Origin of the sequence: Bradyrhizobium sp. ISRA436 (assembly GCF_029910015.1) — a bacterium.
Lineage (GTDB): Bacteria > Pseudomonadota > Alphaproteobacteria > Rhizobiales > Xanthobacteraceae > Bradyrhizobium.
On record NZ_CP094519.1, the window covers coordinates 5,622,978 to 5,637,091 of the forward strand.

Here is a 14,114-nt window from a genome sequence, read left to right on the forward strand (position 1 = left end):
GCCTATGACCCGCATGCATCGACAACGCTCGCGTTTTGGTCGTAAGCGTAGCTCTGAGGCCCATTTGATTGGCGCTTGACGTCTATTTTGAGCGCGTGGTGCGCGGGCGCGGCTTCCATATGTCGGACAACGCATTGACAGCGGCCGCAAGCGCCTTCCGGTCGATGACGTTGGGATCGAACTGCTGCGGGCCCCAGAGGCGCATATGTTCGTGCTCCGGATGGGTGGGGTCGCTGATGGCGTCGAGGTATTCGGCATAGCCTGGCGCACCGCCGACATCTTCCGGAGGACAACGGCCGGCGGCCTCGAGCAAGAACGGAAGTCCCTCTGTTGTCGTGTTGTCGAACCACTTTTCGAGCTTGATCACGTGATCCCAGCTATCGCCGAAGTCGTAGAGATAATGGATCGTCTTCGCGTCGGTCTCTTGAACGATATTGGAGAGCCGCGTCTTGCGGGCATCGATGGGCTGAGGGCCAAAATTTCCATCGGGATCAGGGATACCCCAATGTCCTTCGCCAGCCAGGAACTCGAAGAGATGGCTGTTCGTCCAGCCAAACGCCGCCTGAAGCGTCAGATGCAGCCGATCAAGGCGCAGCGTGAGCGGCACGACGAGGCATCGCATCACCTCCGGCTTCACGTCCTTGAGGGTCACCTTGATCCGGACCGCGGTCGTGTTCAGGCTCATGCCGCCAGCCTCGGATCGTGCGCATGCATCGTGTAGATCGACGCCCAAGGGAGCAGTTCGTCCAGTCGCGCCGCAGGCCAACCATTGACGAGCTTCGCGAGAACATCAGCGAGCCAGTGCTCGGCACTGACGCCATTGAGCTTACAGGTCTCGATTAACGAAGCCAGGACTGCCCAATTCTCGGCGCCCTCGTCACACCCGGCAAACAGGGCATTCTTGGCATTGAGCTTGATCGGCCGCATCGCACGCTCGACAGCATTCGTGTCCATCTCGATGCGCCCGTCATCAAGATAGAGTGTCAGGCCGTCCCAATGGCGCAGCGCGTAACGCAAGGCCTTTCGCCGTGTCGCTCTTCTGTGCAAGGTGATCAAGCTTGGCCTCAAACCACTGCTTCAAGGCTGCAGCCAGAGGTCGGGCATGCGTCTGCCTGCCAGCACGGCGCTCGGCATCCGATCGGCCGCGGAGCGCTTTCTCGACCGCGTAAAGCTGGGCGATGCGCTCAAGAGCCTCGCGGGCAACCGGAGCTGGCGCCGGCGCAGCCTCCCGCTCGATCTTCACAAACTGGCGCCGCAGATGCGACCAGCAGAAGGCGAGCGTCCCGGACAGGGCGTCCGCACGCGTCTCTCGGGTCATGGTCTTGTAAGCCTGATAGCCGTCGCAGTGGATGATGCCGCGATAGCCCTCGAGCAAGCGCAAGCCATGAACGGCCCCACGGCCCGGTGCATAGGCATAGATCACCCCAGGTGGGGTCAGGTCCGGCCCAGGGCCTGTCATCGCGCGAGAGCGCCCAGAAATAGCCGGTTTTGGTCCTGCCGCGCCCCGGATCCAGCACCGGCGCCGGGGTCTCATCGACACAGAGCTTCGAAGAGACGAGCAGAAGCTGGCGCAGACGATGCCACAAGGGCTTCAATTCCTGGGCAGCATAGCCGACCCAGAAGGCGAGCGTGGAACGGTCCAGCGCTATTCCGTGCGTCGCCAGCATCTGCGCCTGGCGGTAAAGCGGCAAATGCCAATGATACTTGGCATCGATCACATGCGCGACCAGCCGCTCGGTGGGCAATCCTCCCCTGATCAATCGCTCGGGAGCGGCGTGCTGGAGGACGACGCCATGACAGGCGCGGCAGGCCAGTCTGGGTCGGCGGGTAACGATGACGCGATACTGCGCCGGTACGACGTCCAGCCTCTGGCTCTCATCGTGACCGATCTCAAAAAGGGCGCACGGGCAGCAGGTTGCAGCCGGCATCAGGGTTTCGACGATGCGCGGCAAATGCTCCGGCAACTGACCACGATTGGCTCTGCGCTCGGCAGCTCTCTTCTCGCATGTTTTGGGATTGGCACTATCTTCGGCTGCTTCGAGAGCCGCGACGGCCTGATCGATATCCTCCAGAACAAGCTGGAGCTGATCAGCGTCCAGCTTTTCCGAGGACCGACCGAACTGCGCATCTTTTGCAAGCTTGAGCAACCGCTCGAGCCTGGCGCAGCGATCCAGCAGAGCCGCGGCAAAGATACGCAACTCGGCCGGATCGCTCGGCAGCTCATCAGGCAAATCACTCATTGGCCCAAGTCTGCCATGCTTCGCGCCCCCGATGCAGCGAAGATTTTACGTCCTACGCAAGTGCTTTCGGCTGCAGGATTCGAGGCGCGTGCATCCGCGTCCAATCCATGCCGGCCAGAAGCGCGGACAGCTGGGCGGCATTCATCCGCATCACGCCGGCTACGATGGGAGGCCATTTGAAGCCGCTGCCATCGAGCCGCTTCCAATACATCACAAGGCCGCTGCCATCCCAGACGACAATCTTCACCCGATCGGCGCGCTTCGCACGGAACACCACCGCCACGCCCTTCATCGGGTCATGGCCCAGCGTCTCCTTCGCCAACAGCGCCAAGCCCTCCGCACCTTTTCTGAAGTCCACAGGTTGCGTCGCCACGTAGATCATGAGGCTCGCGGGCGGCATCAGCATGAACGTGTCCGTCGAAGCGCCAAGAACATCACTCAACACAGCAAGGCCAGGCGTCCCCCGCACCTCCACGCGTGCCCCCTGGAGCTCAACCGTCACTACGGCTGCTTCCGGCGACCCGGTGGCCTCTGCGGCCGCTGGTAGCGCCGATTCCGACACCACCGGCACGAACGACAGCGTGTCCGCCGAAGCCGGCAGCACCAACTGGCCCAAACGCGCCCGGCGCCGCCAGTCGTGCACCTGCTGGGGTCGGCACCCATGGCGACGCGCGACATCTGTGACAATCGCCCCCGGCTCGAGGCTTTCCGCGGCAATCTGTGCCTTCAAATCGTCCGGCCAGCGCTTTCGACCTGCGCCTGCGTACACTTCGATACGCGGTGACAACGGTCGTCTTATGTCGTCCGAATGGTCGTCCATTGTGAGCACCCTTGCAGAAGATGACTCTTCTAGCGGTGCTCTCAGGATTGAGTACCAAAATTCTCAAGGGCCTCAACGCCACGCTTACTTTTGGTCGTAGTGATAACACTCACCAGCGCGAACTCACCGGAGAAGCGGGTTCGTCATTGCAGAACAGATTCCCGGATCGCGGCCGAACGATAAAGCTGGACTGAAAGTGAGCAATCGTACCCCCCGCTTGCCAAAAAGAACCCGCGGGAGCGCCGGAAAATCACCCTATATCGGCATCCGCCAAACCGGCGACATATCATCCCTTATGGCCACTTTTCTTTCCACAGCATAAATTCGATCTTGCCAGGGACATCAAGATGCTCAGGAAAATCGGGAAAGGAAACTGACTTTCCGTCTCGTACGAAGATGGCAACATCAGTCCCGCTATTCGTTTCAGAATAATGTTCTCGCCTTACCTTCCCGCGACTGGAATCGAACACAAAGCGTGTCGAATTGATCCATGATGGTGAAATGAAGTTAAGACGATCAGAAATGTGCCAGACGCGACTCAAACGCACGCGGAAGGCTGCGGAGAAGTTGATGGGATCCGGAATGAAGATCGACAGATTGCGCACGCCCCTGTCGTCGAGCATTTCCAGGAGTCGATAAAGGACCAACTGGTGATCATTAGTGTTACGTAGCAGCGGAAATTGGTTGTAAAGTCTAAGCTTGCGCTGTCGAAGCTCTGCGATCTTTTCGGACACTTCGTCACAAATTTCGTATGGGTGCACGATGTGGAAGGTGATACGGAGGTTATGTTTCGCAAAGAGATCAATTTTCTCCGCAGTGAAAGCCTTCGGTTCATACACGATCGCCCTTGTATGAATTCGGATTGACTTCACCGATGGAACCGATCGAATTCCTTCAATGATTGCCTCCAGCCGTGATCCTGGCAGGATCAACGGATCTCCACCCGACAGGATCACCTCAGTGACTTCTGGTTGGCTACGAAGGTATTCGAGCAGATAACGCAGATCTGCATCTAGTTCAGATCGCCCGTCAATGGCGGCGTTCTCTCTAAGTACGTCCGTGCGGAAGCAATACTGGCAATTCCCAAAGCACCTCGAGGTGGTCAAGAAAAGCACGCGATCGGCGTACTTTCTGACGGCGGAGGTCTTATTGGCGGGGCCACACGCATTTGACCGGTCGTCGACGAAGTCCTTTACCTCGTTGGGGGCCCTCAATGAGATTCTTTCCCGCGTTGGAAAGGACACCCGGTGAAGCGGTCCCAGATGATTGCCTAGCGCCCCAACTTCTTCCTTGATCTTCCTTTCATAGAATGGCGTGACCTTCACGGGTAACAGGCCCTCCTCGATCGAGATGGCCCTGAATACCTCATTGATATGGAGCTGGTTCATATCAATCTCGTTCGATTGTTTCGGACTGAGACGTAGGCAATGAGGGCAGTCGATGCGATATAAGAAACAGAAGACGCGGCGCTGAATATGATCAACCCGGAGGGAATCAAAATCGCAGCAGCGAGCAACCACGCTGCCAATCCTCCTCGGAGCCTAACCAATGCAATCGCAGAAATCACGTAAACGGCAATAAAGTTCGTTCCGGCCAAGCTGAACATCATTTCAATATCGAGCAACCCAATCTTGTCGCAGACCACGATTACGATCAGCGATGCAGCCACGAAATAGACACTGTTGCGGGGCGCACCGTCGCGCAAGTATCCGAGGCTGGCAGGAAGGAAGCGTCGACCGGACAGGTAAAGAACAAGTCGTGAGACGGCCACAACTGACCCGAAGAGATTGGCAACGATCAGCGATACACCAAGCAAAGGAACCAGCCAGCCTGGTGCGAATGGCGCGACTTGCGCCGCAGCCTGAAATATTGGTGTATTGAAATTCGCCTTAATATCAGCGATATGCACGAGCGCCGCGCTGCCGACGTATGCACTACAAACCAGAACAAATGCGAAGAACATTGCTCGGCCAAAATTCTTAGGATTCCGAAAATCCGCGGACAAATGGGACGCGATTTCCCAACCCGTGAAGGAGAAGAAGATCAACGGGATCTGACTCGCAACCGACAAGAAATCTGAGGGGCGACTGAACCCAACACCGCTGGCTCGCACTGCTAGCACGATGAGGGCAACGAGAGCGCCTACCAGAAGGAATAACGACGATCCGCCCACCAGCCTCACGCCACTTGAGAGTGTCTCGCCGCCAGACAGGGCAAAGAAGGCAGCAAGCAAAATCAACAGCGCGGCAAGCAGATGAATATCCACGCTGGAGCCGGTTAATTTCTGTAAGTAGGCCGATCCCACAATTGCGATCGATGGCAAACCCAATAATGTCGCTCCAAGAAAGAGCAGTGCCACGAGCAACTCTGGGTACTGGCCGAAGGCAAGTTTTGCATAGTATGCAACCCCGCCAGTGTTCGGATATGCGCTACCGAGAACAACCATCGTTGTTAGGATCGGTACAGAGAGCAGCGAACATGCGAGCCAAGCGTAGATGCCATCCCGCCCGATTTTCTGGAACACAAGTCCTGGGAGCACGAGGATGCCGGACCCAAGGATTATTGTGACTATAAGCAATATCCCTGAGGCAAGTCCCAGGTGTCCCTTGAACTCACCTTGACTTTCATCTTTCACACCAGTCCTCGGAATGAGAAATAGATTCTCTGTAGTAACCACACCGAGTCGTGCGTCTGCGTACTACCGACAGTATGTCGCAAGCGGGCATCACCGCTGCGTCTCTCATTTGCAAGACCATTGACCCTGCTCAATCATTGTACGGCCACAAAAGCGAAGCGCGACCGGCCACATTGCCTGACACCCAAATTGGTCTCAAGATCCAGGTGGAGAGAAGGACGGAGGGAAGCCGTTGACATGCCGCCAGTCACTTGAAGTGCAGAGGGCACTCGAGTGGAGCGTCCTCATTGTTGTCGGGGATCATGTACTGCGGCCACTGCGCTTCCCCTAGAACGTACGATCCTAGCAATGGGCTGTGTGTGACATCATCATAGATGTCGATGCTGCGTCTGATCTTCGCTGTAATAGCTCTGCCTCGCTGATCGGCGGGAGCTGCAATGTCGAAGATCTTTCGCGGATTGATAACGAAGGCCAGTCCGGCTCCCATGTTCCTGCTTCTGCGAAGAACGTAGGCAGGATGACTTACATTCACGAAGAGTTCACATCCGTGAAAGCACATCGTCCACGTGTGGTGCGCAGGATCCTTGGCCACGTGCACAGGCCAAGGTCGCCGATCTTCATCGATGAGAAACTGCATCGCTTCTATGAAGACCTGTTTGAAGTGATCCGTGGTGGAGAGCGCGGCGACTGGCTCAAAAAGCACGAGGAGTGGGTGGTGGCCCTTAACATCGAGAGCGTCGATATCAATCTGTTCAATGTAAGTTCGTAAGCCGCAAGCTAGAATATCAAGCTCGTACCGTGATTTTCCGTAATCGTATGGAATGAGGAGAAAGCGCAACTTGCCGCGCTTGACCGCGCTCCGCCCGAAAAAACATGGAAATCCAGGACCGTTTTCGGCCACATTGTTGAACTTCGATAGAACATACGAGATCGCTGCGTGCCCCCACTGGAATTTATCAGTGAGGTTGGCAAGTTCTCCTTGATTGATTAGCATATTCTTTCCTCGGATTTAGGTGACAAGCATTGTTGGCGATCCCTGACGGATTGACGCGATGCGGCGTACACGTTTGCGACGACCGGCTCCGTTCTATCGGCCCCTACCGTGTTCCCGCGCAAAGAGCATCCCTCATAAAGCGTTGCCGGATGTCTCCAACTGGGCCCCCAATGCGCGGGGTCGGCTCGGGAGCGCAGCCACTGCTGACAACCGTATGTTCGGCGCGCCCGACCAAGGGATGAGTTGTTCTCAGTCCATGATACAGCGCGTTCGCGGATCGCCTTGCAGGCGTCGTGCCAAATGAGAAACTCATTTCAGAGCAATACGACCACTCCGACATCGCTATGTCGGATGTCCTACAGACGACACCGAGGCTCGCAACGGCGCGCGAGGCAGGGGGCATTGAGGGCGGTAAAGGAGGATGCGAGTTCGCCGAGGACGTTCGCTTTGCGCGGGCACGGCGGTTATTGCCCTATCGAACCAACTCGGCGGATTCAATGCTCCGCTTTCGGCGATGAGCCTTGCGTAGCGACTTTCCTGCGAATGGTCGCTCCCCTCTTTCGGCAGGAACAGGCATTTGTCATCAAGATGCTGCAGCATTTTTGCGGTGCAATCGAAGGTATCGCAAGGACGCTATTCGATATGGCATTGCTGCGGCAGTCGCTTGAAGAGCTTGCTTGTCCGCAGAGCGCATAGCGGATCATCGCAGCGGACAATCGCTTCGCGAGCACACATTCAAACACATCTGCGGGCAACACGAACGAAGGAGAATATCTACGCGAGCGAACGGGTCCTGCCCCGGGCGGATAGCTCTGTATTCGTGATTGACAACATATTTTTGTAGGCAGCCAAAGCACGTAACAGGCGCATCGCCATAAAATAACGCGGCGATCGCACCCCTATCTGCGTTGCCATCCGCGCGCATGTGATCGCCAAGCACCGCGACCGACCCGATCCCGCCGCCGAGTTCGCAACGCGATGCGCCCAAGATGCATGGCTCCGTGATGTTTGTGCCTCATGACACCACCTTTCTCCGACGACGCGCGCGGCCGCCGCTGTCAACGGTCCGCGATCGAGGCGTCAACGCCATGGCATCCGCTTGCGGGCCAATAGGCTCCGCGGCGGTTCGAGGCTTGCGCGGTCGCGCGCTCCGTGCCGCAGCCCTTGCCGCAGCGCTGCTCTGGCGTTCACCGAGCGCCGACAGGCCCTCCCCACGCTCAAGCCTCTGCTCGAGGTCCGCCAATTCTGCCTTGCACTCGATTACAACCGATTGAGCGCGAAGGAGTGTTATCTTGAGCTCGTCTCGTCGCCTCGATATTTCTTCGAGCTCCCAATCGCCCTGCATCATCTTTCTTATTATCTAGAATTACCGATGCGTGTCCGGCGGTCAGCTTTAAGAACACAGGTTCGGCATCTCGCCGCCATGCGATACTTGCGCTTGAGCCTCAGGTTAACGGCCGCGCGGTCGATTGCCTCGTGGCATAACGTTTTGACTATGGTGCACACCATCTCTTTGAGTCCCGCCATTCGTCCATGCCTTGTACCGGGCAATTGGATAGCGGCCAACAAACTGAACGCCACCCGAAGATGAGAGACGTCGCGAGGCAGGTGCGCGCTTTGGACGCGAGCGCATCAGGACAGCTCTGACCGCGATCAATTGAGCAAGTCTCATCTGAATATGTCGATCAGGGTTGGACGACGATCATGATCGCGACGGATTTCGCCGCATCTTCAAGCAACCGGCATGCCAAAGACATTTGAGAGCTTTCTCGATGAAAGGACAGCTCTCGCCGCACTGTCTGGATGCAGACATCTTGTTGTCGCGCCTAAGCCAAGCGACGTCTTGAACGAGACAGTTCAACGTCGCAGCGCGACGTCGATAGCCGCGATTACTGAAGAGAAACCTCCCTTGCAGCCAGAATGCTCTCACCAATTTCGGGTGGCGCGCTATCGAGTAGAACATTCTATCAATAGACATGACGCCGGTGATGCGAACGCGACCGCGGCGAGACGATCGTCTCAACAAAGCAAACGATCGGTGTTCTGGAGAGCGCAATCCGGAGCCAACCTATTGAATGAGCAAGACAGTACAAGCAAGGTAGCATCGCCGTGGCGTCACCAGCGTCCGTCGCGTGACCGGCGACTCGCCGCAACCGTGACGCCCGCGACACCGATAGCGCTCACGCAGCTTGGGCACGTCGCAATGATGGGCCAGCGATCCGATCAAGCACCGCTGGCGCTGAGTGCGGAGGACGTTGCCCGTTTCCTGGAGGCTGTCCCGATCCTGCGCGACCGCATTGCGTTGGTGACGGCCTACGCTGCCGGGGCTACGGGTCGGCGAGGTCGGCCGCCTGACGCCAGCGCAATCGACAGCAAGCGCATGCTGATCCTGATGACGGCCCGCAAGGGCGGCAACGATCGCTACATGATGCTGTCGCTGCGGCTGCTCATCATCCTGCGATCCTATTGGTATCTTGCCAAACCGCGCCATTGGCTGTCTTCGGGATGCAATCTGGGCGATCTGGTGAGCGTTGCCACCTCCAGGAGACTTGCCGCAAAGCTTGGCAGCATGCCCGCCTCGATCAGCGGGTGATGGCACATGTTCTGCGGCACAGCTTTGCTACTCACCGTTATGGGCGCGGTACTGGTATCCGGCTCATCCAAGTACTTTTTAGGCATGCGCGACTGTCGTCGACGGAGCGATGCACGCAAGTCGCAACCAATCTGACGCACTAGCCAGAAGTCCGCTCGACGATCTCGACGCACGATTGAGATCTCGCCCAGGGCAGGTGCCGGGCGCACGTCCGCGTTCGAGGTGGCGGACTCTTCCCCCAGCGCGGCAATGCGCTCCGCGTCACCCACGCCGGGCACCTGAGCCGGTTCCAGCTACGCTTAATGGGGGTCATCGAAGAGTGCTGGACTGCGGCGCGCTCGTGCCCGGCTCGCGCATCCTCAGGCGCAACCAAGCTCAACTCTAAAGATTTCGATCGCTTGCACTGAATGCGAAGGTCGACCGACTGTGCCGCGAGCTCCACGTTGAGCTCGTTGCTCAGTGCAACCACGCATGGCCCGAAGCGCCGCGGTCGAAAGCCACGCCAGCTCCTCCGGCGCGATCCGCTGCACTCAGCTCGATCTCGACCAGCCCGCAGGCCTTCGTCGGCCGCGCGCTGATGTCCAAAGGCCTCGCCGATGAAATACGCACGTCAGCTGCGCTGCGGCTCTCGACACCAATTTAGATCGGCACGAAGCTCGGCGTCTTGACCGCCGGCGCCGCAACCTGGCGGCGCCCTCCCGTGAGCAGTCCGGGCCGATGCCATTGCGCTGCGTCACCTCCGAAGCGTTCGTTCGCTCCCGCCTCAAAGCTCTGCGCCGACTATTGTTGGGTTTGTCGAGTTCGCAACAGGTGGTGTTTCGACCCTTGCTGTTTCGCGCTCACTTAAGTCTCTGAATAAAATGCAGAACGGTTTCAGGGGTGCCTTTCGCAGCAGTCGGCACGAGTCTTGATTTGGCAGGTGCCGCCCGAGCTCAACGAGCGATCATCTCATTCGAAGGAACAACAGTGAAGACCAACCTGTCAGCCATGGTGCATCCGAACAAAACGCATATGCAGCGTCTGGCGCGCCGCTTTGGATAGAGGCGGGAGCGGCTGACGGAGCTTTGTTGCTCCCTAGCTGCATGTCTACGCGCCTCCCGTAATTGCGAATTCCGGACGACGCTGAGCTACGCGCGCTTCTATTGGTCCCCCGAGCTGAGGCTATAAATTGAGAACGAAACAATTCGCAAGGACGGCTACGGCCGTCGCGGCCTATGCGTTGCTCGCCACGCCCAGCCAGGCCATTGAAACTTATGATGTCAGGGATTCGAACGGTGTGCCGTTTATACGGGCGCGAATATTCGGTACCGGCGACGCCCCCTATTGTTGCGAAAATGCGGAGCCGGTGTCCTCGGTGCGGAATTTGTCGCAATGGGAAACAGATCAGGCGCTGGCCGGGATTCAGTATTGGGCTGAAATCATCAAGGTTGTCCCTGGTCAATCGCCGGCCATTATCAATATCGTCGCAGACCATAGTGACAACGCGTCTGGCTTTTCCGCTTATCAGGGGGTCGTCACGAAGGTGCAGGCGGCACTCACCGGTCAGGATCCGGGCGAGCTTGACGATGGTGCGCATGGCGTGATTGGAATCGGCCAGATGGGATTCTCATCCGAGCCGTATATCCCGTCCCAAGTGTCGATGACACCCAGTACGAATCTACCAGCGGTCGTAGTGCACGAGATGGCACATGCGTTGGGCATGCTGGGCGACGGTACTAACTGGGTGTCTTTTTCCAAAACGATAGATGGGTGGACGAGCCATTGGTACGATGACAATGGCAAACAGGCTCGGCCGGGGCAGACGATTTATTGTTCCCGATGCTTGAACCCACCAGCTGCCGACGTTTTCGACCTCCGGCGCGATCAAGGCTATTTCGGTGGGAGGCACGTGAGCGAAGTGCTCGCCGGCGCCATGCCGGGTGTTCCGCTGCGATCGACGAGTGGCATGTCGCATATCGAGCTCAACAACAGTTTGATGAGCCATCAGAAATACCGGAACTACACCAATCTGATGGAGGCGGAGCTCGCAGCGCTCCAGGATCTCGGCTACACCATCGATCGGCGCAATTTCTTCGGTTACTCACTGTACGGCAGTGGCCAGACTATGGTGAACGACAACCCCTTCTTCAGCCGCAACGCCGGTGGTACCGCCTACCTTCCGAATACCTACAATACGGCCATGCTTGGGCTGGGATTGCACGTGTATGGCAGCAATAATACGGTGGTTCAGCGCGCCGACCTGCTCTCACGCGGCGTCGGCGGTGCCGGCATTCGCGTCGACGGCGGAAACAATTCAATAACAATCCTGCCCGGGACTCGCGTCTATGCGGACGGCGCCAATGGGCGCGCCGTCATGTTCATCTACGGCAAGGATCACACATTTACCCAGCGTGGTGACGTGCAGGCTGTCGGCAACCATGGCATCGCCGCAAGCTTCGATTTCGGCAACAACGTGGTAGGGAATCGCTTCGAGTATCGTGGCTCGTACATTCACACCGCGCGCAATGAACCGGCCCCAATTCTCGATGAAATCAATGGTCCGCTGGTCAGCACGTTCGACCTGACCGGACGTCTGGCTGGTAACTATGCGGCGATGTACATGTCGAACAACGCTTATGTGGGCCAGATCAATGTGATGCGTGGGGCGGTGCTATCAGGGGACATCCGTTCAGATTACGCCCAGGTTGATGCAAACGGTGCGCCGCGGCTAACAAAGTTGACGTTCGGCATGACGCCCGATGCGAGTGGTTACTCTACAGGGCAACCAGACCCAAGCTTTGCATTTCGCTATCATGGCAATATCGTCGAACACAACAATCTGTCATTGCAATTGTTGGGCGGCAGCTCTTTTTTACCGGACATCACGAAGTGTACGACGCGAATGTCGCGCAAAGTGCAACGCTGACTGGCAATGGCAGTTACCTGCTCAACACCGATGGCCGTTTCATCAATAGCGGCACGTTCGCGCCGGTAATCAATGGCCGTGACAACAGCATAACGGTGAAAGGCGACTTCTTGCAGACCTCTAGCGGCCGCTTGCAAGTCGCACTGAACGATACTGGCGCATTCAGCCGACTCGTGGTGAACGGCAATGCAGCTGTCAACGGTACGTTCACGATTGCGCCGCAGCGTGGCTGGTATGGCAGCGGTTTCAAGTTTGCATCCAATCAGTGGTTGAACGCCACAGCTCTCACCGGTTCATTCACGAACGTGGCGACATCTCTTCAATCACCTACCCTGACAGCCGTGGCCGCGGCTCAGGGCAACAATACGTACGCTGTGACGTTCTCGCGTCCACCCGAGGCTTACTCTCGCTATGCCGCCGATGCCAACAGCCGGCAGGTGGGAGCGGCACTTGATCAAGTCGCGGGCAACGCCGCTTTAGGGTTGCACACCCTCGTCGGAGCACTCGACTTCTCCGCGCCGGACGGTACAGGGGTTACATCTGCGCTGGGTCAGCTTTCGCCAGCGGCCTATGCGTCGGCCACAGCCGAGCAGGTCAACAACAGCTTCTATGCCCGTTCGGCGGTCTACAACCGTCTGAAGCAGGCTTTCGGCGGCGCGCCATCCCACCCGATTGCGGTGATGACTTATGGGTCTGAGCAGGCTACCGGCAAATCCGGCACCGCTGTCGGTTCGATCGGACAGACGCCTCCCGGCGCTCCATCCGATGACTTGCTGCGTTACGCGGCGTGGGGCTTCGCCTTTGGTGGCTGGTCAACGCAATCAGGTGAGAGCAATGCCGCCAAGACCAAATCCACCATTGGCGGTTTCCTAACTGGTATCGATACGGCCGTCGATGACGACTGGCGTTTCGGCGTTCTTGCAGGCTACAGCCGCTCTACCTTAATGGCTAATTTTCCTCGGTCGTCCGGCAGCAGCGAGGACTACACTGTCGGTACCTACGGCGGCACCGAGTGGGCTGTGCCAAAAGGAGCTATCGCGCTCCGCTCAGGCCTGGCCTTCACATGGCACGATCTGCAGATGACCCGCAACGTTGCCTTCCCGGGCTTCAGCGACAATCTGAGCTCCGATTACGATGCACGCACCTTCCAGATCTTCGGAGAGCTGGGCTACAAGGCTCACGTCAGCGACCATTCCTTGGTCGAGCCCTACGCCAATCTCGCCTATGTTCGGGGCAACACAGACGGTTTTAGCGAGAAGGGATGGAGCGGAGCGACACTTGATATGCGCGCCGACACAATAGAAACCACCCTCTCCACCCTCGGCATCCGAGCCACTAACAGCCTTCAACTTGGGCACGTAGCCTCGACAGTACGAACCGACCTTGGCTGGCGCCATGCCTTTGCGGACTACATTCCACTGTCAACAGGCAGCTTCGCTGCCGGTTCTAGCGCCTTTGCAGCTTCTGGCCTATCCATTGGCAGGGACTTGGCACTCGTAGAAACCGGTGTGGACTTCCAGCTCTCCAGCAACACAACCCTTGGCGTCGCCTATCAGGGTCAGTTCGGCTCAGGCGTCGCACAGAACAGCCTCCACGCCAACTTCAATGTGAAGCTCTGAGGACGCCGGAGGCGAGAGCTTTTGGAGGACCGGGTGTCCGGATCGACCCGGAATCCGAAGAGATCGAGGAGAAGTATAGCGCTATCATCGAGGGGTAACCCACAGATTGTCAAGGATCGACAGCGTCACGTCCCGGCGCTTGAATCGGTCTTGCACGGCTGCGCAGTCAGGTTCGGCGAGGCGCCGATGCCGCATGCCGGCTGCCGGGGCCGCACTTGGCGAATAGCGAATAGCCCCGCTTCCAGGACCGCGTCGGTGACATCGTCCGACAGTCCCGTGCAACTCCGAGGCAGTTTGCAGTTGCCCGC

Annotated in this window: 8 protein-coding genes and 3 pseudogenes; 4 read left to right on the forward strand and 7 right to left on the reverse strand. The window is 58.1% G+C overall.

All coding sequences use genetic code 11. The features are described from left to right. Positions 1-82 precede the first annotated feature (82 nt). The 7 genes and pseudogenes from MTX23_RS26350 to MTX23_RS26380 all read right to left on the reverse strand — a co-directional run bounded on the left by MTX23_RS26350 (position 83) and on the right by MTX23_RS26380 (position 6,689). A complete protein-coding gene (locus MTX23_RS26350) occupies positions 83-685 on the reverse strand; it encodes a plasmid pRiA4b ORF-3 family protein (RefSeq protein ID WP_280973121.1) in 603 nt (200 codons plus the stop codon). Continuing rightward, a pseudogene (locus MTX23_RS26355) lies at positions 682-2,240 on the reverse strand (IS66 family transposase). The gene MTX23_RS26350 and the pseudogene MTX23_RS26355 overlap by 4 nt, the downstream one beginning before the upstream one ends. Before the next feature lie 52 nt (positions 2,241-2,292). Continuing rightward, positions 2,293-2,646, reverse strand: coding sequence for an IS66 family insertion sequence element accessory protein TnpB (tnpB, locus tag MTX23_RS26360; RefSeq protein WP_091968098.1), 354 nt, complete (start codon positions 2,644-2,646; stop codon positions 2,293-2,295). A 189-nt stretch (positions 2,647-2,835) separates the two neighbouring features. Then, positions 2,836-3,027: pseudogene (locus MTX23_RS26365) on the reverse strand (transposase); the annotation flags it as partial. Positions 3,028-3,353: 326 nt separating this feature from the next. Next, complete coding sequence (locus tag MTX23_RS26370) at positions 3,354-4,448, reverse strand: radical SAM protein (RefSeq protein WP_280973122.1); 1,095 nt, start codon at positions 4,446-4,448, stop codon at positions 3,354-3,356. After that, positions 4,445-5,695 carry an amino acid permease gene (locus tag MTX23_RS26375; RefSeq protein WP_280973123.1) on the reverse strand — a complete coding sequence of 417 codons (1,251 nt, stop codon included), beginning with the start codon at positions 5,693-5,695 and terminating at the stop codon, positions 4,445-4,447. Before MTX23_RS26375 ends, MTX23_RS26370 begins: the two co-directional genes overlap by 4 nt. Positions 5,696-5,942: 247 nt before the next feature. Beyond that, positions 5,943-6,689, reverse strand: a complete 747-nt coding sequence (locus MTX23_RS26380) for a YqcI/YcgG family protein (RefSeq protein WP_280973124.1) — start codon at positions 6,687-6,689, stop codon at positions 5,943-5,945. Positions 6,690-8,433: 1,744 nt separating this feature from the next. Here MTX23_RS26380 and MTX23_RS26385 point away from each other — a divergent pair. The 4 genes and pseudogenes from MTX23_RS26385 (at position 8,434) to MTX23_RS26400 (ending at position 13,806) form a co-directional block, all read left to right on the forward strand. Continuing rightward, entirely contained in the window at positions 8,434-9,282 is an 849-nt protein-coding gene (locus MTX23_RS26385) for a hypothetical protein (protein WP_280978359.1), read from the forward strand. Beyond that, positions 9,195-9,389 (forward strand): annotated as a pseudogene (locus tag MTX23_RS26390) (tyrosine-type recombinase/integrase); the annotation flags it as partial. The gene MTX23_RS26385 and the pseudogene MTX23_RS26390, both read left to right, overlap by 88 nt. Before the next feature lie 1,061 nt (positions 9,390-10,450). Then, the gene (locus tag MTX23_RS26395) at positions 10,451-12,187 is read left to right on the forward strand and encodes a hypothetical protein (RefSeq protein WP_280973125.1); all 1,737 of its coding nucleotides are present in this window, start codon (positions 10,451-10,453) and stop codon (positions 12,185-12,187) included. Then, positions 12,151-13,806 carry an autotransporter outer membrane beta-barrel domain-containing protein gene (locus tag MTX23_RS26400; protein ID WP_280973126.1) on the forward strand — a complete coding sequence of 552 codons (1,656 nt, stop codon included), beginning with the start codon at positions 12,151-12,153 and terminating at the stop codon, positions 13,804-13,806. The genes MTX23_RS26395 and MTX23_RS26400 overlap by 37 nt, the downstream gene beginning before the upstream one ends. Positions 13,807-14,114 lie beyond the last annotated feature (308 nt).